The sequence below is a fragment of the Sphingomonas epibiotica genome, assembly GCF_039615155.1.
Lineage (GTDB): Bacteria > Pseudomonadota > Alphaproteobacteria > Sphingomonadales > Sphingomonadaceae > Sphingomonas.
The window spans coordinates 1-19,577 of record NZ_JBDGHY010000009.1 but is presented as its reverse complement, the minus strand read 5'-3'; the positions used below and the strand labels follow the sequence as shown (position 1 = coordinate 19,577).

Genomic DNA, 19,577 nt, shown 5'->3' with positions numbered 1-19,577 from the left:
TTCGTTTGCGGGCACACCCCGTCCACCATGCTGCGCATAGTCCCCCTCCCCGCGCAGCGGGGAGGATGTTTACTTCGCGCAAGTCACCTTCACGTCCGCCGTGGTGCCAAGCGCCACGCGCGCGACGCTGACCGTCAGCTTGCCGTCGGTCGAAAGCACGAAGGGCGTATCGACCTTGGCCATGTTCACGTTGCCGCCGAAACATTTGAGCGGCACGCCCAGCGTCTTCCACTGACCGACCGTCAACCGCTCCAGCCGGCCGAGTGCCACCTGTCCGCCGCCGGGGCCGCTGCGCAGCGACAGCGTGACCGGCCGGGTCGGGGCGGCGTCGACGCGCATCGTCGATACCAGCATCACGTCGCCATTGGTCTGGCGCGTCAGGTCGACCGGCGACTGGGTGCTCAGCACGATCTGCGCCGGGCCGCTGCCGTCGATCATGAAGCGGCGCGCGCCTTCCTGTACGCCATGGTCGGTCGCGGTGACCTTGACCCGGCCCGCTCCCGATTGCGCGGGCACGGTGGTGATGCGGGTGTTGCCGCCGGTGCCGGCACCGCCGACCTCCAGCGACCATGCGGTCGCGGGCAGGCCCTTGTCCATGAACACGTCGCCGGCATCGGCCTCGGCGACCTTGGGGTCTTCGGACAGCGTCGGCACGGCGGCCTTGCTGGCAGCGGTCAGGCCGTAACCGATCGGGAATTGCGTCGGTCCGGTCGCGTCGGCGGTCGCCGGCCACGCGAAGGACAGCGTGCCGGTGAAGTCGCGCTTCGCCTTGCCCCCCTGCCCGGCGAGCAGCACGTCGGCGACGCCCGCGCCCTCCGATCCGGGCAGCCAGCCGACGACGAACGCATCGGCGGCGTTGATCGCGGCGTTCACGAACAGCGGCCGTCCGGTCAGCATCAGCGCGACGACCGGAATCCCCTGCGCCTTCAGCTTCTTCATCGTTTCGATGGGTGCGCGGAGTTCGGGGCGGAGCTGGAGCGTTTTGATATCGCCCTGGAATTCGGCATAGGGGGTTTCCCCGAACACCACGATCGCGGCGTCGGGCTTCTGCCCGGTGAAGCTGCCATCGGCCGACAGCGTCGCCATGCCCCCGGCCGCCTTGGCCGCCGCATCGATTCCCTGCCAGATCGAGGTCGCGCCGGGGAAATATTTGGGGTCGATCCCGGTCCCCTGCCATGTCAGCGTCCAGCCGCCCGACTGGCGCGCGACGTCGTTGGCGCCATCGCCCGCGACCAGCACCCGCGCGCCGGCCCTGATCGGCAGGACCGAACCGTTGTTCTTCAGCAGCACCAGCGACTTGGCCACCGCCTCGCGCGCGATGGCGCGGTGTTCGGGGCTGCCGAGCAGGTCGAACTTGCCCGACAGCGGACGCGATGACGGCTTGCCCGCCTCGAACAGGCCGGCGCGCACCTTCACGCGCAGGATGTTGGATACCGCGTCGTCGAGGCGCGCCATCGGCACTTCGCCCGACTTGACCTGGCGGACGAGGTTTTCCCAGATCGGCTTCCAGCTGTCGGGCGCCATATACATGTCCAGCCCGGCATTGATCGCGCGCGGGCACGAGGCATTGGTGCAGCCCGCAACTTGGCCGTGCGCGTTCCAGTCGCTGACGATGAAGCCGCCGAAACCCATGCGCTGCTTCAGCACATCGGTCAGCAGCCCCTTGTGCCCGGTCACCTTCTCGCCGTTCCAGCTCGAAAAGCTGGCCATGACCGTCTGCACCCCGGCATTGATCGCCGAGACATAGGGGGTGCCGTGAATGTCGCGCAGCGTCGTTTCGGGGATTTTGGCGTCGCCCTGATCCTGCCCGCCGAACGTCCCGCCATCGGCAAGGAAATGCTTGGTCGAGGCGAGGACGTACGGCCCCTTCAACTGGTTGGTCGACCCCGGCGCACCCTGCAGCCCTTCGATGAACTGGGTGACATAGCTGGCGACCAGCTTCGGATCGGACGAATAGCCTTCATAGGCGCGGCCCCAGCGCAGGTCCTGCGGCACGGTGATGGTCGGCGCGAAGGTCCATTCGATGCCGGTCGCGCGGATCTCGGCCGCCGTCGCCTGCGCGATCCGACGCATCAGCGCCGGGTCGTGCATCGCGCCCAAACCGACATTGTGCGGGAACAGCGTCGCGCCGACGATATTGCTGTGGCCATGGACCGCATCGGTGCCCCAGATGACGGGAATGCCGACGCCGCCATCGCTCTTGTCGACCGAGGCCGCATAGAAACGGTCGGCGAGCTTCAGCCATTCGGAGGCGGGCGCGAATTCGTCGTTGTTCGGCGCGGAATTGCCGCCGTTCAGCACCGATCCGAGGTGATAGCGCTTCACGTCGTCGGGCGTCAGGCTGGCAATATCGCCCTGCACGACCTGTCCGACCTTTTCCTCGACGGTCATCTTCCGCAGCAGGTCGGCGATGCGCTTCTCGATCGCCGGATCGGCCTTGTACGGCCAGTTGGCACGCGGCCAGAGTTCGGGATGGACGGTCGCGGCGGGCGCGGGTGCCGGTACGGTCTGCGCCGCCACGGGCGGGGCAAGCCCGATACCGGCCAGCATCGTGCACAGCAGAAATTGCGGTACCGGTTTCATCGCATCACCCTCCCTTTGCCCGTGATCGCGTCACAAGCGCCTCTTTGGCCCCCGTTCGCCAATTCCGACAACGTTGTCAATGTCCCGTCCGGCGTTTCGGCAAACCGCTTTCCGATTGAACTGACCTGTCCACTGGTCCACGCTTCGGCAAAAGAACGAACGGCGCCGCCGTGACTGGGAGATATCGCGTGTCCTGCCCCCTGCCCGCCCGGGACCTCCGGTCGTGACCGATGGTGCGTCGATCCGCCTGTCGGGGACCAATCTCGAACGGGCCGCCGATCATAACCAGCGGATCACGCTGCACGCCATCCGGGTGTCGGGGTCGCTGACCCGCATCGATCTGGCCAATATCACCGGACTGACCCCGCCGGCGATCGCCAACATCGCCCGCCGGCTGCTGAGCGAAGGGCTGATCCTAGAGGCCGGACAGCGGCGCGGTGGGCGCGGGCAGCCGCCGACCAAGCTGATCGTCAATCCCGCCGCCTGCTACGCGATCGGCATCAATATCGACCGCGATCATGTGACGATCGTGCTGGTCGACTTCACAGGGCAGACGCTGGCGCGCGCCAGCCGCGACGTCGATTTCGCGCTGCCGGACGATGTAACCGACTTCTATCGATCGGCGGTCGAGGGGCTGGTCGCCGAAGCCGGCATCGATGCCGGACGCATCGTCGGCATCGGCGTGGCGCGGCCCGACGATCTCGGCACCGTCGATCTGCCCGGCCGCCCGGCCAGCTATGCCGAATGGGAAAGCGTCGACCTGGCCGCGCTGTTCGCCGCGCCGATCGACCGGCCGGTCTTCGTCGAGAACGACGCGGCGGCAGCGGCGATGGGCGAGTTGCAACTGGGGCATGGCCAGCAACAGGCCAGTTTCTTCTACGTCCTGATCTCCTCGGCGCTGGGCGGCGGGCTGGTGATCGACGGCAGCTATTTCCGAGGGGCAAGCGGGCGATCGGGCGAACTCGGCTTCCTGCTGGGCAGCGACGGCAAGGGCGGGCAGACCCAGATCCAGCACACCGTATCGCTGTCGGGCCTGTCGCATCCGCTGCGACGCGCGGGCTTCACCCTCGGCGACATCCGGGGCGAGCACGATCCTGCCGAGCTGCTGGCGGTGGTCGATGCATGGATCGACGCCTCGGTCGAACGGCTGGTCGAACCGATGATCGCGATCAACTGCCTCATCAATCCGGCGGCGATCTTCGTCGGCGGACGGCTGCCGGGGCGGCATGTCGAGACGCTGGCCGCACGGCTGAACGAACGGTTGCGGGTGAAGGCGACCAACGTTCCCGCCCTCGCGCCGGTGCGCCGCGCGATGCTGGCCGAGGATGCGCCGGCGGTGGGTGCGGCGATCCTGCCGTTCAGCCACTTCCTGCTGCCGAGCGCGACCGCTTTGTGGAAGGCCGCGGACGCCGGTTAGGGCCTCGCAAAGTCGAGCAGGTGACGCAGCGAACGATAGGCGACCGAGGATTTGGGTTCGAACACCGCATCGAGATGCGCCAGACGCTCGCGCGCCTGTGCGGCGAAATCCATCTTCACGTCGGCGGCGGGCGTCCCGTCGGTCGCGATCAGTTCGCGGCGGAAGCGGTGCAGCGTATGGATGTCGATCGCGCCTTCCGCGAACAGGTGAAAGCCGTAATCGGCCATTTCGCGCGGGGTCATGTCGCGGATATCGGGTGGCGACACGGCAGACGCCGGCTGGGCGGCGCTCCCCTTGAACTGCGCCGCGAATGCCAGTTCGAACCGTCCGCCCGCCCCCGCCGCCGCACCCTTCGCATTCGCCTGCATCGCCGACTCCATTTCCAACCGACAGCTTTGGCATGGCGGTCCTTGCCGTTCGGTTAGCGGCCAGGCAAAAATTATACGAAATTTGCCGCACTGCCGGACGGCATGTCCTCGACACGATCAATTTTATTAAACAAAACAATTTTGCTAATTGCGCTCTGCTGCCAAGGCTGCGACGTTGCGCACTTTCACCGGTGACAGGATTTTCGCGAATGAACATTACGATCGATCCCTTGGCGGCGCGCGACCGGGGCGACCTGCCGCTGGCCGGGATCGAACTGGGCGGGACCAAGTGCGTCTGCACGCTGGCGCGCGGCCCGGGCCGGATATTGGCGCAGGAAACGGTGCCGACCGAGCATCCCGACGTCACCCTGCCCGCCATTGCCGCCGTGCTGCAGCGTTGGTGGGACACGACCGGGTTCGCGGCGCTCGGCATTGCCAGCTTCGGCCCGGTCGATCTCGACCCCGCTTCGCCGACCTGGGGGCATATCCTCGCCACGACCAAGCCCGACTGGCCGATGACCGACGTCGCCGGCCGGCTGTCGGCGATGTTCGATGTTCCCCATGCCTTCGATACCGACGTCAACGGCGCGGCCTTCGCCGAAACGCTATGGGGCTGTGCGCAGGGGCTGGACGACTTCGCCTATGTGACCATCGGCACCGGCGTCGGCGTGGGATTGCTGGTCAACAGCCAGCCGACGCGCGGGATCGGCCATGCCGAGATCGGCCATCTACGCACCCCACGCCTGCCGGGCGATACGCTGGCGAGCGGTTGCCCGTTCCATGACGATTGCGTCGAGGGGCTGGCATCGGGCACGGGGATCAAGGCGGCGCTGGGCGACGTCCATGTGTCGACGCTGTCGCCCGACCATCCGGTCTGGGACCGCGTCGCCGCGTCGATCGTCGCCATGTGCCATGCGATGGTGTGCACCACCGGGCCGAAGCGGATCGCGATCGGCGGCGGGGTGATGAACAAGCAGCCGCATCTGCTCATGCGGATCGAACCGGCACTGCGGGAGAGCATCAACGGCTATCTGCCGCTGCCGGCACGCGACTATGTCGTCGCCCCGGCGCTCGGCGATCAGGCGGGGCCGCTCGGCTCGATCGCGCTGGCGCAGAATGCGCTGCGGGCGCGCGTCGCGGCGTGAAGCGGGGGCGGGCAGCGACGCCCGCCCCGTCCGGTCAGTGCAGGCTCTTCGCCGAAGCGACGTTGCGCGTCGCGGTCCGTCCGGCGGCGATGGCGAAGCCGCACAGCGCCGCATAGCAGATCGCCGGCACGAGGAACGCCGGCCCATGGCCGACCGCGCCCGACACCAGTCCCACTACTGGCGGGATCACCGCCCCGCCGAAGATCGCGGTGCACAGCAGGCCGGAGGTCGCCGCCTCGCTGGCGGTTGAGCGTTCGAGGGTCAGGGTGAAGATCACCGGGAACATGATCGAGTTGAACAGGCCCATTGACAGCGCGACGAACCCGGCGGTGACCCCGCCCACGCCCGCGACATACAGGCACATGCCGACCGCAATCGCGGTGAACAGCGCCATCAGCTTCCACGCCTTCACCTTCGACAGCAGCACCGACCCGATCGCGCGCCCGACCATCGCCCCGCCCCAATAGAAGGCGACGGCCTTGCCCGCTTCCTGCAACGACACGCCGGGCACGCCGTCGCTGCCCATCGCGAAGCCCAGCAGCGGCACGCCGAACGGCGCGTCCGACGCGCCCCAGACACCATCGGCGTTCAAGAACAGCGCCATCTGCGTCCCGATCGCGACTTCGGCGCCGACATAGAGGAAGATCGCGCTCGCCCCGAGCAGCGCCCAGCGCGACGAGAACGCATCGGCGAGCAGCGCGCCCGGCCCCGCCACTTTGGCCGGCGCTGCGGGCACCGCTGCCGACACCACCCGACGGCTGAGGAAGAAGAACACCGCCAGCGCCGCGATCAGCCCAGCGATCCAGAAATAGGCGCGATCGATGCCGGCCAGCGCACCGGCGCGCACCGCGTCCGTCAACACCGTGCCGTCCTTCACCTCGACCCCTTCGAGGAACAGGCTGGCCCCCAGCAGCGGCCCGAGAAAGGTACCGAACGAATTGAACGTCTGGCTGAGCGTCAGGCGGAAATGACTGAGCTTCGGATCGCCGAGCGCGGCGGCCAGCGGGTTCGCCGCGACCTGCAACACGGTGATACCCGCCGCGAGGATGAACAGGCCGAGCAGCACCAGCGGGAACACCGCAAGGTTCGCCGCGACCAGCATCGTCAGGCAGCCGACGACCATTGTCACCAGCGCGAACAGGATCGACGGCACCGCACGCAACCGGCCGAGCAGGATCGCCGCCGGCATCGAGATCAGGCCGTACGCAAGGAAGAAGGCGGAGGCGGCCAACTGCGCCTCGAAATCGGTCAGGGTGAAGATACCTTTCACCGCCGCGACCAGCGGGTCGATCAACGAGGTGATGAACCCCCAGGCGAAGAACAGGGTGGTGACGGCGGCAAATGCCAGCCCGGTGGTGGCGGAACCCGCCTGTTTGTCAGCCAATGCGGCGCTCCCCTTAGTCGGACTAATTCGACTATTTGTTTATGGTATTTGTGCGCTCGCCGAGGGCCGGGGGAATGTCAAGGCGGGGTAGATCTTCGCGACGTTCGGCAGCCACCTGAAAACAAACCGTTCGTGCTGAGTAGGGGCTGAGCGAAGTCGAAGACCCGTATCGAAGCACCGCCAGGAACAGTCCTTCGACACGCCCTTTCGACTTCGCTCAATGGCTACTCAGGACGAACGGCTTGGCCAATTCGCCCCAACATCCCCAGCATCTGCGCCGCCAGTTCGGACAACGTATCGTCGCGCGCGCCCATCACCACGATCCGGTCGCCGTCGCGCGCCTGCGCCACCAGATGCGCCGCCGCCGCCGCACGGTCGGGAATATGGCGCGCCGGGGCGCCCTGCACGGTCAGGTCGCCGACGATGTCGGCGCTGGTGACCTCGCGCGTCACCGTGCCGCCGCGATAGACCGGATCGGGCAGCACCAGCAGGTCGTCGCCGTGCAGTTCGCGCGCGAACATCGTCACCAGTTCGCGGCGCATGACCTTGAGCGGGCCATAGCCATGCGGCTGGAAGAACAGCAGCAGCCGCCCCGGTTGGGTGCGCAGCGTGGCGATGGTCGCGGCGATCTTGTCGGGATTATGCCCGAAATCGTCGATGACGCTGACCCCGCGTGCCGTGCCGACCCATTCGAAACGGCGCTTCAGGCCCGAAAAGCCGGCGATGGCCGCGACCGCATCGGCGATCGGCACCCCGGCGGCAACGACCGCGCCGATCGCCGCCAGCGCGTTGGCGACATTGTGCCGCCCCGGCACCGCCAGCCGCACCGCATGGACCTGCCCGTCCGCGACCAGTTCGAAGCGGCTGGCAAAGGGGTCGAGCACCAGCGCGCGGGCGACCAGATCGGCCTTGCCCTCGACCGCGAAGGTCGTTCGCTTCGCCGCCGGCACCGCCGCCGCCAGCGCCGCCGCCTCGCCATCGCCGACATTAATGACGACATGGCCTGCGCGATCGGCGAAGCCGCCGAACAGGTCGCGCAACTCCGCCAGCGTCTTGTGATCGAGGCTGACATTGTTCAGCACCGCGACCTGCGCCCGGTAATAGGCGATCGACCCGTCGCTCTCGTCGACCTCGCTGACGAACGCATCGCCCTGCCCGACCAATGCGCTGGCGAAGGGCCGGTCGAGGGCGACGAAATCCTTCATCACCGCGCCGTTCATCACAGTCGGATCGCGGCCGAGCGCGTGCAGCACATAGCCGATCATGCCGGTGACCGTCGACTTGCCGCTGGTGCCTGCCACCCCGATCGACAGCGGCGCGGCGTTGAACAGTATCGCGAGCAATTCGGCGCGGCCCATCCGCTTCGCGCCGACTGCCTCGGCAGCGACGATATCGGCGACGGTCGGTTCGATGGCGGCGGAGGCGACGACGATCTGGTCGGCCGAGACGATGCCGCTGCCGTCCTGTGGGAACAGCGCGATGCCGGCGGCGCGCAGCGCGTCGAACTTGGCGGGCAGGCTCGCCTGGTCGAGCGATCGGTCCGATCCGGCCACGGTTGCGCCGCGCCCGGCAAGGATCATGGCGAGCGGCAACATGCCCGAACCGCCGATCCCGACGAGGAAGAAGGATTTGCCGTACAGCATCGCGCGGGGCTATCGACCTTGTCCTTCAGTGGCAAGCGGGGTTGCAGGATGCGGATCGGTGTGGTGGCCCCGGCGCGGCGCGTGGACGAGGAGCAGATGGCGCGGACACAGGGCTATGCCGCGCTGACCTACCCCTCGGTCGATTTGGTGGTGCATCCGCAATGTTTTCTCGACGCCGGGCATTTCGCCGGCACCGACGAACAGCGCGCCGCCGCCTTCCTCGAATTCGCCAACGATCCGGGCTTCGACGCGATCTGGTTCGCGCGCGGCGGCTATGGGTCGAACCGCATCCTCGACATGGTCATGCCGCAGCTCAACCGCGCGGCGGCGGCGAAGACCTATGTCGGCTTTTCCGACATGGGGTTTCTGCTCGGCGCACTCTACGCCCGGCGGATCGGACGGCCGGTCCACGGCCCGATGGCGGCACAGGTCGGCAAGGCGGGCGGCACCAACAGCGCGGCGCGTTCGCTGGCATGGCTGGTGAACCGCGACCGGTCGGTACTGGCACCCGAACTCGACGGGCGCCCAAGTGTCGCGTTCAACCTCGTCATCCTGTGTGCGCTGATCGGCACGCCGTGGCTGCCCGACCTGACCGACCATGTCGTCATCGTCGAGGAAGTCGGCGAGGACCTCTACCGCATCGACCGGCTGTTCTGGCAATTGCGCGAGGCGACGCAGCTGAAGGGCATCGCCGGCATCCGCCTCGGCGCGGTGACCGATCGGCACCCCGACGACACCGGCTTCGGCGAGACCGAGGAACAGATCGTCACCCGCTGGGCCGGCGCGATGGGCGTGCCCTATCTAGGGCGGGCGCATGTCGGCCATTATGCCGACAATATGGTGGTGCCGTTCGGGGTGGCGTGAAGCGTCGCCACCCGCGCCCGAACCAGCGCGGATAGCGTAGCCACGGCCAGCATTGCACCAGGACGAAGGATAGTAGCGGGGACGGATTACCCCCCGAACGTCCGCGGCGCCGGGCTGACGGTCACCGCGCCGCCGGTGCGCACTTCCTGTACCTCCAGCGCGCGTTCGGCGATGCCGTCGCGGCCGAAGCGGAAGGCGCCGTCGAGGCCGGCAAAGCCGTCGTCGCCGCGCAACCGGCTTTCGGGAAAGTCGCGGCCGATCGGCCAGTCGCGGGCGATGCGCACGGTCAGCAGCACCGAATCATAGCCAAGGCTCGACAGGCGGTACGGCGCGGCGTTGAAGCGCGCGCGATATTTGGTCGCGAACTGCCGGTAGAGCGTGTTCGACACGCTCGCATACCATGCGCCGTTAAGCGCCGGCATCGATCCGAGGCCGGTCTCGGTATTCCACAGCTCGGTGCCGAGCACCTTGGCGGTGCGGCTGGGCGACTTGCGGATCGCGGGCACCGCCAGCGCCGCGGTGCCGGCCTGATCGGCGATCAGCACCGCTTCATAGGGCGAGGTGCGCGACAGGCGGGTGACGGCAGCCGCCACCTGTCCGCTGCCGCGATCATAGGTCTGGATCGACACGACCTGTCCGCCCGCCTGTTCGACCGCGCGCAGGAAGCTGGTCGAGGCGCGCTGGCCATAGACGCCCGCCGGCACCAGCCCGGCGAACTTGCTGATGCCGCTGGTGCGCGCGAAGCCGACGACGCGCTCGATCGACTGGGCGGGCGTGTAGCCGAGCAGATAGGCGCCGTTGCCCGCGACCGACACGTCGTTCGAATAGCTGATGACCGGCACCTTCGCGCCGCGCGCGATCGGCGCGACCGCACGAACATCATCGGCGAGCAGCGGGCCGAGGATCAGGCGATTGCCTTCCGCGATCGCGCGCTGTGCAGCGGCGGCGGCACCGGTGGCGGTGTCATAGGTGGTGATTCGCACCCGTTCGCTGCGGGTGTCGAGCAGCGCCAGCTGGGTCGCATTGGCGATCGATCGGCCGACGCCGCCATTGGGACCGGTCATCGGCACCAACAGCGCGACGCGGTGGCGCTGCGTATCTTCGGGAATGCCGCCGGTCACCGGCGCGGGCCGGGTCGGTTGCGGACGGGTGGTCGTGGGCGGCGCCTGTTCGACCGGCCCCTTGGGCACCAGCGTGGCGCACCCCGCCAGCAATGCCGCGCCCAGCAGCGCCGTGGCGCGCGCGAAATGGTGCCGCCATTGCCGGGGCGCTATCGTCTCTGCCATGACCCTATCCCTGATGACCGAAAAACTTGAGCCCGGCCTCTACATCGTCGCGACCCCGATCGGCAATCTCGCAGACCTAAGTCCGCGCGCTGCCGATATTTTATCGCGCGCCGACATTATCGCGGTCGAGGATAGCCGGGTGACCGCCGGGCTGCTGCGCCATATCGGCGTGAAGCGGCCGATGATCCCCTATCACGACCATAATGCCGAGGGGATGCGCCCCGGCCTGATCGCGCGGATGGCGTCCGAAGCGGTGGCGTTGGTGTCGGACGCGGGCACGCCGCTGATTTCGGATCCGGGATACAAGCTGGTCCGCGATGCCCGCGCGGCGGGCCATGCGGTGGTGACGATCCCGGGGCCATGCGCGGCAGTGGCGGCGCTGACGCTCGCCGGACTGCCGACCGACCGGTTCCTGTTCGCCGGCTTCCTGCCGCCCAAGGCGCATGCCCGCGCCGACTCGATCGCCGAGATCGCCGCCATTCGTGCGACGCTGATCTTCTACGAAAGCGGGCCGCGCCTGTCGGCGACGCTGGCGGCGCTGGCCGAGGGGCTGGGCGACCGGGATGCGGGCGTCGCGCGCGAAATCACCAAGAAGTTCGAGGAATGCGTGACCGGCAGCCTGTCGACGCTCGCCGCCCGCTATGCCGACGCGCCGCCAAAGGGCGAGATCGTCATTGTGGTCGCCCCGCCCGGCGCCTCGCCCCCCGCGACCGCGGCGGATGCCGACAGCGCGCTGCGCGAGGCGCTGACCCGGCTACCCGCGTCGAAGGCGGCAGGCGAGGTCGCCAAGGCGCTGGGGATGGACCGGCGCGAACTCTATGCGCGGGCGATGGCGTTGAAGGAGGGGTGAATCAGGCGGCGATGGTGCCGAACGCCTGCGTCTGCAGCGGGCGGACGGCGGCGTTGATCGGCAGCGTATCGCCGCAACAAGCGCATTCGGCGATGATCCGTCCGACAAACCATTGCGAGGCGCCGCAGCTGGGACAAGTATTGCGCCCGTGCAGCGCGTAAAGCGGTACCCGCGTATGGAATTGAACGGATCGTTCCATGGCATTCTCCCTGTCGAAAAGGGAACGCCACCACCGCTTCGCAGTTCCGTGCTGAAGGCGCTGAAAAATCGACGAAGCCACCAAAGGTTCCGAACATTGTGCCACGGTTGGACGGTTACGCGAACCGGCCCGCCGCACGTCCGGTTACGCGGGCGTCCGTTCGTCCAGCAGGCTTTGCGCGTCAAGCCCCAGCAACGCGATATGCGCGCGTATCCGGGGCCAGTGGCCGGTCAGGAATCGCTCGCGCTCCGCCACGCGCAGCCGCTCGACCGCGCCGGGCAGCACGAACATGCCAACGCCGCGCCGCACCTCGACATAGCCATCGTCCTGAAATGTCTGGTACGCCTTGGCCACGGTCAGCGGGTTGGCACCATGTTCGGCCGCAAAGGCCCGGACCGAGGGTAGCTGGTCGCCCGCCCGATATTCCCCGCGCAGGATCGCCGCCGCGATCAGCGCGCGCAGGCGAAGATAGACGGGCGTGTCCTCATGGTCGATCGCTGTCATGCTGACTTAATACAGCAACGGCCGGGGAAGTCCACCGCTCACCCGGCCCAAACCGTACGGATTCGCGCCAGCTCGGGACGCGGCCGTTCGTCGAGCGGCCGCCCCGGCGACCCGATATAGACGAAGCCGGCAATGGCTTCGTCACCCGAACCGAACGCGTCGCGGACCCTGGGGCTGAACGCCGCCCATCCCGTCAGCCAGCTCGCGACATAGCCCATGGCATGCGCGGCGTGGAGCAGGTTCATCGTCGCCGCCCCCGTCGACATCAGTTGCTCCCATAGCGGGATATGGCTGTCGACCGGCGCGGACAGGACGACGATCAACGCCTCGCCCTCGTGCGCGAAGCGGTCGCAGGCGTCGAGTTGCGCTTCGGTCGCGCCCGGATTGTCCGCGGCAAAGGCATCGCGCAGCAGCGCCGCCAACGCCGCGCGACGCGCGCGCGGGATCACCACGAACCGCCACGGCGACAGCTTGCCATGATCGGGCGTGCGCGCGGCGATCGCGATCATCGCATCGATCTCGGCATCGCTTGGCCCCGGCGCCACCATGTCGCGCGGCTTGCCCGAACGGCGCGTTTCCAGATAGCGAAGCGGCGTGGAAAGGTCGTTGAAGGTCATGCCCGGCCAAGTAGGGCACCGACCCGGCCCACACAATGCGCTTGGCATTGCCGTTTCTTGCGTTACCAATTGGCGACAGGAGACGGGCGCGTAGCGGCCCGATGACGATACCCAAGGACAAGGGACAAAAGCGTGCCTGAATTCAAGGCGTTTGCACTATGGAGCGAGGCTGACTGGATCGCCGCGATCGCGACCTTCATCCTCGCCGCATTCCTCGCGGGCGGACTGGCGGTGGGGTTCAGCCGCAAGCCCGAATTCGCCGGCCACCCGCGCGGCCTCTACATGCTGTTCTTCGCGGAGATGTGGGAGCGGTTTTCCTATTACGGGATGCGCGCCATCCTGATCTTCTACCTGACGCAGCATTGGCTGTTCAGCGACGGCAAGGCGAACCTGATCTATGGCGGCTATACCGCTTTGGTCTACATCACCCCCGTGCTCGGCGGCTATCTCGCCGACCGCTATCTGGGACAGCGCAAGGCGGTGCTGTTCGGCGGCGTGCTGCTCGCCTTCGGCCATTTGTTCATGGCGTTCGAGGGGATGGAGGGCGTCACCGACGCCGCGGTCAAACAGGCCGATCCCGCGATCAACATCTTCTGGCTGGCCCTCGCCCTCATCATCGTCGGCGCGGGGTTTCTGAAGGCCAATATCTCGGTGATGGTCGGACAGCTGTACAAGCTGACGGACGTGCGCCGCGATTCGGCCTATACCGTCTTCTATATCGGCATCAATCTCGGCGGGGCGGCGGGTTCGATCCTTGTCGGCTATCTGGGACAGACGGTCGGCTGGGCATGGGGCTTCGGCCTCGCCGGCATCGGTATGATCGCGGGCCTGCTGGTGTTCGTGGTCGGCAAGGGGCTGCTGAACGGTCGCGGCGAGGCGCCCGACCCGGCGGCGCTCAAGCGGCGCGTGGCCGGCATGCCGTTCGAATGGCTGCTCTACGGGACCGGTATCGTCGCGGTCGCGGTGATGTGGGGCCTGATCCAGTATCAGGACGTCATCCAGACGCTGCTCATCGTCTCGGGCGTCGCACTGCTCGGCTATGTCCTGTTCGAAGCCTTCAAGCTCGAACCCCATGCCCGCGACCGGATGTTCGCCATCCTGTTCCTGATCGCGCTCAACCCGATCTTCTGGGGCCTGTTCGAACAGGCGGGGGGCAGCTTCAATCTCTATACCGACCGCTATGTCGATCGCGGCGGGGTGCCGGCGTCGCTGTTCCAGTCGGTCAACTCGATCTACATCATCCTGCTCGGTGCGATCTTCGCCGGCTTCTGGGGCTTCCTCGCGCGGCGCGGACGCGAGCCGTCGGCACCGGCCAAGTTCGCGGTGGCGCTGATGCTGGTCGGCCTCGCTTTCCTCGCCTTCGTCTGGGGCGCGAACAGCGTCGGGCCGGAAGTCGCGACCCCGGTCGCCTTCGTCTTCCTGTTCTATTTCCTCCAGACGTCGGGCGAACTGTGCCTGTCGCCGGTCGGGCTGTCGGCGATGAACCGGCTGGCCCCCAAATATCTCGCCTCGCTCATCATGGGTGCATGGTTCTACATGACCGCGGTCGGCAATTTCGTCGCGGGCAAGATCGGCGAGGCGACCGGCGGCCATGACGGGGAGATGACCAAGGAGGGCACGCTGTCGGTCTATACGACTATCGGTCTGTGGACGATCGGCATCGGTGTGGTCGTGCTGCTGCTCTCCCCGATCGTGAAGCGGTGGATGCACCTCGACACGCTCAAGGACGATGTCGACCACAGCCTCGCCGGCGAGGCCGCGATCGGCGAGCCGAAGGCGGCGGGCGTCGACGTGTGGAAGGAACAGCGCTGACCGGATCGCGATGCGGGACGGTTCTCGACGACCGTTCCGCATCGCATCGGATACCCGCAGAACATGATGACAACCAGTTGAACCGTTCGTGCTGAGTAGGGGCTGAGCTTGTCGAAGACCCGTATCGAAGCACCTGCACCGGACGATCCTTCGATACGCCATTTCGACATGCGCAATGGCTACGCAGGACGAACGGACGATGGGGTTGGCGCAACGTCATCGCGCTTCGGCCGCGCCCGATGATCCGGTATCGCGACGACATTGACGGGCTGCGCGCGGTCGCCGCGCTGCTGGTCGTCGCCTTCCACTGCGGCTTTGCGAAATTCGTCCCCGGCGGGTTCGTCGGGGTCGACATCTTCTTAGTCATTTCGGGCTATCTCATCACCGGCATCGTACACGGCGAGGTGCAGGCCGGGCGCTTCTCGCTCTGGCACTTCTACGAACGGCGGGTGCGGCGCATCTTTCCGGCGCTGATCGCGGTCTATGTCGCGGTGCTGCTGGCGTCGTTCGCGCTGCTGTTTCCCAGCGAAACCGCGCAGCAGGCGAAGAACGCGACCGCGTCGATCCTGTTCGTCTCGAACGTCTATTTCTATCTCGGCACCGATTATTTCGATTCGGCATCGCGGTTCAACGCGCTGCTCCACACCTGGTCGATCTCGGTCGAGGAGCAATATTATCTGTTCTTCCCGCCGCTGCTGGCGCTGGCATATCGGCGGTTCCGTGCCGGTTTGAAGCCGCTGGTCGCGGTCGTGCTGGTCGCGTCGCTGGCGCTGGCGCAGGGGCGCGTCGCCGACGATGCCTCTGCCGCCTTCTATCTGGTCCAGTATCGCGCATGGGAACTGATGATCGGCGCGGTGCTGGCGCTCGGCATGGTGCCGGCGGCACGGCATCGCGGCGTCGCCGAACTGGTCGCGGTGATCGGCGTCGCACTGATCGTCGGCAGCACCTTGCTGCTCACCCGCGACAGCGTCTTTCCGGGGCTGGCCGCCGCGCCCGCCTGTATCGGCGCGGCCTGTCTGATCTGGTCGGGCATTGCCGGGCCGACGCTGGTCGGGCGGATCCTCGGCCTGAAGCCGGCGCGGTTCGTCGGCCGGATCTCCTATTCGCTCTATCTGTGGCACTGGCCGCTCTGGGTGCTGGGCGGGCAGGTGCGCGAGATCAAGTCGCTTGCCGGATCGGCGGCCTTCCTTCTGCTGTCGCTGCTGGTCGCGGCGATCTCCTGGCGGTGGATCGAACAACCCTTCCGCCGGCGCGATTCGGCAGTCCCGCCCCGGCGCGTCGTGCTGATCGGGGTCGCGGCGATGCTGGCGACACTGGCCTTCGTCGTTGCGATGCCGTTCGCGGCACGCGCCTATTGGCAGGTGCCGGCTGCGGTCGAGCGCGTCGCGCAGTTCGTCCGCTACCGCGCCGCGCCCAATTCGCGCGCTGGGCAGTGTTTCCTGACCACGCATGACCGCTTCGCGACGTTCGATCGCGACCATTGCCTGCGCCTGTCGCGGGACCGGCCGAACGTCCTGCTGCTCGGCGACAGCCATGCCGCGCATTTCTATCGCGGCCTGACGGCATTGCCCGGCATCAACGTGCTGCAGGCCAATGCCTCGGGCTGCCGTCCCGTCGCCGATCCGGTAGGGGAGGCGCGCTGCACCCAACTGATGCGCTACGTGACCGACGATTTCCTGCCGAAACACCACGTCGATACGGTGATCCTCTCGGCGCTGTGGCGCGAAGACGACTGGCCGGCGCTGCAACGGCAGATCGCACTGCTGCGGCAATATGTTGACCAAGTCGTGGTCTTCGGCCCCATCGCCGAATACAACCGCCCCCTGCCCCGCATCCTTGCCGAGGCGCTGTATCGCCACGATCCGGCGATCGTCGATCGGCACCGCGTGACAGCACGGCAACGGCTCGATGCGATGCTTGCCGCCCGCGTACCGGCGACGGGGGCGCGCTATGTCTCGACCTATCGCGCGCTGTGCCCCGCGGATCGCTGCACGCTGTGGACCGACGACGGCAATCCGATCCAGTTCGACTATGGCCATCTGACCGCGCGCGGATCGCGGCTGATGATCGAACGGATGCGTCCGCAACTGCCCTTCGCCACCCGCTGACCGAGCGGCCACACGAAAACCCTGTTGCACTTGGCCGAAACCACGGTATGCCGGCCGCTCCCCGATCGGGGGCGCTTAGCTCAGTTGGTAGAGCATCTCGTTTACACCGAGCTAACGGCCCAAAACGCCCTCTCGTAACGCCGCAAATCCGATAGAACGGAGCGGCAACATATGGGAACTTCTCAAGACTCTGCGGATCAGTTGCGGACCACTGTTCCAGCCGTGTGCGATCACGACTGGCAGGACGTGGAAAGCATTTCCAACAGCGAGTATCGCACCGAAGTGCGATGCAGAAAGTGTCGCGAACCGGGCGAACGCGATGAGCGTGACGGCTCTGTGTTTTGGCCCGCGACATGACCCAAGAGGTAGCCCCCGCGCTCTACGCCGCGCTAGTCGAGGCGAAGAAGGCACTGTGGGTGGAGCACCGCCACATGTGGAACCTCGAAGATTTCAACAACTTCGCCGTCGTCCAGCAGATCAACGCTGCCCTGACGCGCGCTGACGGAAAGGTACGACCATGAGCGATAATATGCCCGCCGCCTGTCCGAACGTCCGCACGGAATGGGACATGGCGCTGTCCGCGATTGCTGCCGGCAACGCCGCGACACTTGATGTCGCAGAGGCAATGCGCGGCGACATGCCGATCGCGGAGAACCTGCGCCATCGCGAGACAGCCTACCAAATGGCCGATGCCCTCCGTTCAGTGCTGGCGCTGTTGCATGGTGCACCACCCGAATACGAGATGCTGGATCAGCGCGGCCAGTATGACGACGGCTGCCGGCTGCTCGTCGCCGTGCAGGACTATCTCGACGGATGGGAACAGGACACCCCCCTAACCCCCGGAGCCGCAGCATGAGCGAGAATGCGCACGATCCCGACTGCGGCATGCTGTACGAGGACGGCACGGAGCATTGCACCTGCAAGCTCTTGCCCTGCCCGTTCTGCGGCAACGAGAACCCGGAGATGCTGGGACCGGACTCCGTGTGGTGCGGCTCGTGCCTCGCTACCATGCCGGAGCATGACGCCGATGCGCCTAATGCCATCGCGCGTTGGAACACCCGCCTATCAGGCCCCTCGGCATGAGCGGGGGTGTGCCTGCGGGCGAACTGCTGCCGTGTCCGTTTTGCGGCATGGCGGTGACACTGGTTGAGCGCGACAAGCTGTGCCCGGACGAAAGCCCCTGCGTCGGCGTCGGCTTTGCCACCTATGGCAAGATCGAGCAGCGGGAAACCGCCATCGCCGCTTGGAACCGACGCGCCACCCCGGCGGGCTGGGTGCTGGTGCCGAAGGTCGCGACCGAAACCATGGAGCGCGCGGCGTTGGAGAAGGTCGGCCCTTACCATGATCTGGGCGATGAGTGGCAGACGGTCATGCCGGGTGATCTATTCCGATTGGCGTGGCCTGCCATGCTTGCCGCCACCCCCACCCCGCCGATCGAAGGCCGGGATGCGGACGTGGAGCGGGACGTGCGGGTCATCCTGCAAGCGGTTGCGGATGCTGACAGCGAAGATTGTATCGGGTCAATCGACGTGGACATCCCCAAGGGTGGCTATCCGCGCCAGTGGCTTCGTGAAGCTGCCCGCGCCGCCCTCCAAGCCCTCGGAGAACGGGGGTGAGCGGGGTGAAATACGGATGCCACGTTGATCTATGCGATGACGAGCAGCCTGACGGGTGCGTGATCGAATACGGCGCGCACAGTGATTGCCTGCACGCTCGATTTGCAGGTGGCCGACTGCGCCGGACGCCCCGCACCTGTCCCCACTGGAAACCTATAAAGGACACCCGCCCATGACGGACGATCTTGTGGGGCGGCAGACCGTCCACGTTCGGGATAATCTGGACGCCTACTATTACGGCTTCGAGCCGACCGGCAACGCTGACGTTGACCGCATCCTCGGCGCGGTCGCGTGGGCTGGCAAATCGTACCATCACACTGAGGATTGGGACGAAACTGCCATCACGGGCGTGTCTTGTGTCGACAATATCCAGAACGCCGCTGCTCTAGCCGCCGCCCGCATCGAAGCGCTTGAGGCTGAGAACGAGCGGCTACGTGAAACCTTGGACGTGATTGCGATGCATCCCGGCCCGAATGCCGATGACGCTTGCTGGTCGCGTGTGGAAGATGCCCGAGCAGCCCTAACCCCCGAGGCACCCCATGCAGACTGACGCAGAGGTCGCGGCGATTGCGGCGGTCGTGAGCGGCTGCCGGATCGGGTCATGCCACCGCCATCGAGAATGTATGTACGCGCCGTGTCGCAGCGTCGCCCAGCACCTGAAACAGGAGAATGCGAATGGCTGACCTATCCTTCATGTCGCAGGACGACCGCGAACACATGGAAGGCTACTTCGACGGTCACGACCCGGACTGCCCGGAGCCGAGCGCGAACCGGTCGTGGTGCTACCGCCACTCCTTCGCGATCGGACGCCGCGAGCTGGAACGCCGCCATCCTATCCCCGCTCAACAGGCCCGCGCGATGGCTGCGGTTGCCAGTGCCAAGGACCACTTCGCATGACCGACCCCCGCATGACCCCCACGAACGACGCGCCGGTGACGGTGGAGCAACTTCGGACGCTTTACGAAGCCGTTGCGGCTGGCAAATTCGATGCAATAGAAGCCGTAGCCGATCAGTGGATTGAGAGCGCCGGCATTGTCCGCATGTGCAACGCTATCGCGTCTGTGTTTGAGAAACATGCGCCACAGGAAATAATGGATCGGTTCCGCGTCAAGATCGCCGAAATGGTGCACCTCGCATTCGTCGAGGGCGCTGCGAATGGCGTCCTGAATGCGCGTCCGGCT

Annotated in this window: 21 protein-coding genes; 13 read left to right on the top strand and 8 right to left on the bottom strand. The window is 66.9% G+C overall.

Annotation, left to right across the window (positions count from 1 at the left end; all coding sequences use genetic code 11):
* Positions 1-69 precede the first annotated feature (69 nt).
* Positions 70-2,583, bottom strand: a complete 2,514-nt coding sequence (locus AAIO73_RS16940) for a glycoside hydrolase family 3 protein (RefSeq protein ID WP_345879570.1) — start codon at positions 2,581-2,583, stop codon at positions 70-72.
* A gap of 223 nt (positions 2,584-2,806) precedes the next feature.
* Here AAIO73_RS16940 and AAIO73_RS16935 point away from each other — a divergent pair, with 223 nt between their 5' ends.
* Complete coding sequence (locus AAIO73_RS16935; protein ID WP_345879568.1) at positions 2,807-4,000, top strand: ROK family transcriptional regulator; 1,194 nt, start codon at positions 2,807-2,809, stop codon at positions 3,998-4,000.
* Here AAIO73_RS16935 and AAIO73_RS16930 read toward each other — a convergent pair.
* Positions 3,997-4,368: a hypothetical protein gene (locus AAIO73_RS16930; RefSeq protein WP_345879567.1), complete on the bottom strand. Its 372-nt coding sequence runs from the start codon at positions 4,366-4,368 to the stop codon at positions 3,997-3,999. The two genes, AAIO73_RS16935 and AAIO73_RS16930, sit on opposite strands and share 4 nt — an antisense overlap.
* Before the next feature lie 209 nt (positions 4,369-4,577).
* Between AAIO73_RS16930 and AAIO73_RS16925 the strand changes: the two genes are divergently transcribed.
* Positions 4,578-5,513, top strand: coding sequence for an ROK family protein (locus tag AAIO73_RS16925; protein ID WP_345879566.1), 936 nt, complete (start codon positions 4,578-4,580; stop codon positions 5,511-5,513).
* Between the two features lie 34 nt (positions 5,514-5,547).
* Here AAIO73_RS16925 and AAIO73_RS16920 read toward each other — a convergent pair whose 3' ends face one another.
* Entirely contained in the window at positions 5,548-6,897 is a 1,350-nt protein-coding gene (locus AAIO73_RS16920) for an MFS transporter (protein WP_345879563.1), read from the bottom strand.
* A 224-nt stretch (positions 6,898-7,121) separates the two neighbouring features.
* Positions 7,122-8,540, bottom strand: a complete 1,419-nt coding sequence (locus tag AAIO73_RS16915; protein WP_345879562.1) for a glutamate ligase domain-containing protein — start codon at positions 8,538-8,540, stop codon at positions 7,122-7,124.
* Positions 8,541-8,588: 48 nt separating this feature from the next.
* On the opposite strand from AAIO73_RS16915, the gene AAIO73_RS16910 reads away from it, so the two are divergent.
* A complete protein-coding gene (locus AAIO73_RS16910; RefSeq protein ID WP_345879560.1) occupies positions 8,589-9,404 on the top strand; it encodes an LD-carboxypeptidase in 816 nt (271 codons plus the stop codon).
* A gap of 86 nt (positions 9,405-9,490) precedes the next feature.
* Here AAIO73_RS16910 and AAIO73_RS16905 read toward each other — a convergent pair whose 3' ends face one another.
* The gene (locus AAIO73_RS16905; RefSeq protein ID WP_345879558.1) at positions 9,491-10,690 is read right to left on the bottom strand and encodes a penicillin-binding protein activator; all 1,200 of its coding nucleotides are present in this window, start codon (positions 10,688-10,690) and stop codon (positions 9,491-9,493) included.
* 13 nt (positions 10,691-10,703) lie between these two features.
* Here AAIO73_RS16905 and rsmI point away from each other — a divergent pair, with 13 nt between their 5' ends.
* Positions 10,704-11,540, top strand: a complete 837-nt coding sequence (rsmI, locus tag AAIO73_RS16900) for a 16S rRNA (cytidine(1402)-2'-O)-methyltransferase (protein WP_345879714.1) — start codon at positions 10,704-10,706, stop codon at positions 11,538-11,540.
* A 1-nt stretch (position 11,541) separates the two neighbouring features.
* Here rsmI and AAIO73_RS16895 read toward each other — a convergent pair whose 3' ends face one another.
* The 3 genes from AAIO73_RS16895 to AAIO73_RS16885 all read right to left on the bottom strand — a co-directional run bounded on the left by AAIO73_RS16895 (position 11,542) and on the right by AAIO73_RS16885 (position 12,860).
* Positions 11,542-11,739 (bottom strand): hypothetical protein, encoded by a 198-nt coding sequence (locus tag AAIO73_RS16895; RefSeq protein WP_345879557.1) that lies wholly within the window; start codon positions 11,737-11,739, stop codon positions 11,542-11,544.
* Between the two features lie 144 nt (positions 11,740-11,883).
* Entirely contained in the window at positions 11,884-12,243 is a 360-nt protein-coding gene (locus AAIO73_RS16890; RefSeq protein WP_242119073.1) for a GntR family transcriptional regulator, read from the bottom strand.
* Between the two features lie 38 nt (positions 12,244-12,281).
* Entirely contained in the window at positions 12,282-12,860 is a 579-nt protein-coding gene (locus AAIO73_RS16885) for a nitroreductase family protein (RefSeq protein WP_345879554.1), read from the bottom strand.
* 132 nt (positions 12,861-12,992) lie between these two features.
* Between AAIO73_RS16885 and AAIO73_RS16880 the strand changes: the two genes are divergently transcribed.
* From AAIO73_RS16880 to AAIO73_RS16840, 9 genes are all read left to right on the top strand, one after another.
* A complete protein-coding gene (locus AAIO73_RS16880; RefSeq protein ID WP_345879552.1) occupies positions 12,993-14,672 on the top strand; it encodes a peptide MFS transporter in 1,680 nt (559 codons plus the stop codon).
* 239 nt (positions 14,673-14,911) lie between these two features.
* On the top strand, positions 14,912-16,780 hold the full coding sequence (locus tag AAIO73_RS16875; RefSeq protein ID WP_345879550.1) for an acyltransferase family protein: 1,869 nt from the start codon (positions 14,912-14,914) through the stop codon (positions 16,778-16,780).
* Between the two features lie 353 nt (positions 16,781-17,133).
* Positions 17,134-17,301, top strand: a complete 168-nt coding sequence (locus AAIO73_RS16870) for a hypothetical protein (RefSeq protein ID WP_345879548.1) — start codon at positions 17,134-17,136, stop codon at positions 17,299-17,301.
* Positions 17,298-17,636: a hypothetical protein gene (locus AAIO73_RS16865; RefSeq protein ID WP_345879547.1), complete on the top strand. Its 339-nt coding sequence runs from the start codon at positions 17,298-17,300 to the stop codon at positions 17,634-17,636. Before AAIO73_RS16870 ends, AAIO73_RS16865 begins: the two co-directional genes overlap by 4 nt.
* Positions 17,633-17,863: a Lar family restriction alleviation protein gene (locus tag AAIO73_RS16860; RefSeq protein WP_345879545.1), complete on the top strand. Its 231-nt coding sequence runs from the start codon at positions 17,633-17,635 to the stop codon at positions 17,861-17,863. The genes AAIO73_RS16865 and AAIO73_RS16860 overlap by 4 nt, the downstream gene beginning before the upstream one ends.
* Positions 17,860-18,396, top strand: coding sequence for a Lar family restriction alleviation protein (locus AAIO73_RS16855; protein WP_345879542.1), 537 nt, complete (start codon positions 17,860-17,862; stop codon positions 18,394-18,396). The genes AAIO73_RS16860 and AAIO73_RS16855 overlap by 4 nt, the downstream gene beginning before the upstream one ends.
* Positions 18,397-18,568: 172 nt before the next feature.
* Positions 18,569-18,946 carry a hypothetical protein gene (locus AAIO73_RS16850; RefSeq protein WP_345879540.1) on the top strand — a complete coding sequence of 126 codons (378 nt, stop codon included), beginning with the start codon at positions 18,569-18,571 and terminating at the stop codon, positions 18,944-18,946.
* Positions 18,947-19,071: 125 nt separating this feature from the next.
* Entirely contained in the window at positions 19,072-19,293 is a 222-nt protein-coding gene (locus AAIO73_RS16845) for a hypothetical protein (protein WP_345879538.1), read from the top strand.
* Positions 19,290-19,577, top strand: a 288-nt coding sequence (locus AAIO73_RS16840; protein ID WP_345879536.1) for a hypothetical protein, incomplete at its 3' end; no start/stop codon positions are given. The genes AAIO73_RS16845 and AAIO73_RS16840, both read left to right, overlap by 4 nt.

What these genes read in the sequence shown, in the direction of transcription:
- AAIO73_RS16895 (WP_345879557.1), bottom strand. Translation starts at nt 11,739, where the DNA reads ATGGAACGATCCGTTCAATTCCATACGCGGGTACCGCTTTACGCGCTG.
- AAIO73_RS16885 (WP_345879554.1), bottom strand. Translation starts at nt 12,860, where the DNA reads ATGACCTTCAACGACCTTTCCACGCCGCTTCGCTATCTGGAAACGCGC.
- AAIO73_RS16845 (WP_345879538.1), top strand. Translation starts at nt 19,072, where the DNA reads ATGGCTGACCTATCCTTCATGTCGCAGGACGACCGCGAACACATGGAA.
- AAIO73_RS16865 (WP_345879547.1), top strand. Translation starts at nt 17,298, where the DNA reads ATGAGCGATAATATGCCCGCCGCCTGTCCGAACGTCCGCACGGAATGG.
- AAIO73_RS16925 (WP_345879566.1), top strand. Translation starts at nt 4,578, where the DNA reads ATGAACATTACGATCGATCCCTTGGCGGCGCGCGACCGGGGCGACCTG.
- AAIO73_RS16855 (WP_345879542.1), top strand. Translation starts at nt 17,860, where the DNA reads ATGAGCGGGGGTGTGCCTGCGGGCGAACTGCTGCCGTGTCCGTTTTGC.
- AAIO73_RS16875 (WP_345879550.1), top strand. Translation starts at nt 14,912, where the DNA reads ATGATCCGGTATCGCGACGACATTGACGGGCTGCGCGCGGTCGCCGCG.
- AAIO73_RS16850 (WP_345879540.1), top strand. Translation starts at nt 18,569, where the DNA reads ATGACGGACGATCTTGTGGGGCGGCAGACCGTCCACGTTCGGGATAAT.
- AAIO73_RS16890 (WP_242119073.1), bottom strand. Translation starts at nt 12,243, where the DNA reads ATGACAGCGATCGACCATGAGGACACGCCCGTCTATCTTCGCCTGCGC.
- AAIO73_RS16860 (WP_345879545.1), top strand. Translation starts at nt 17,633, where the DNA reads ATGAGCGAGAATGCGCACGATCCCGACTGCGGCATGCTGTACGAGGAC.
- AAIO73_RS16915 (WP_345879562.1), bottom strand. Translation starts at nt 8,540, where the DNA reads ATGCTGTACGGCAAATCCTTCTTCCTCGTCGGGATCGGCGGTTCGGGC.
- AAIO73_RS16930 (WP_345879567.1), bottom strand. Translation starts at nt 4,368, where the DNA reads ATGCAGGCGAATGCGAAGGGTGCGGCGGCGGGGGCGGGCGGACGGTTC.
- rsmI (WP_345879714.1), top strand. Translation starts at nt 10,704, where the DNA reads ATGACCGAAAAACTTGAGCCCGGCCTCTACATCGTCGCGACCCCGATC.
- AAIO73_RS16870 (WP_345879548.1), top strand. Translation starts at nt 17,134, where the DNA reads ATGACCCAAGAGGTAGCCCCCGCGCTCTACGCCGCGCTAGTCGAGGCG.
- AAIO73_RS16905 (WP_345879558.1), bottom strand. Translation starts at nt 10,690, where the DNA reads ATGGCAGAGACGATAGCGCCCCGGCAATGGCGGCACCATTTCGCGCGC.
- AAIO73_RS16940 (WP_345879570.1), bottom strand. Translation starts at nt 2,583, where the DNA reads ATGAAACCGGTACCGCAATTTCTGCTGTGCACGATGCTGGCCGGTATC.
- AAIO73_RS16910 (WP_345879560.1), top strand. Translation starts at nt 8,589, where the DNA reads ATGCGGATCGGTGTGGTGGCCCCGGCGCGGCGCGTGGACGAGGAGCAG.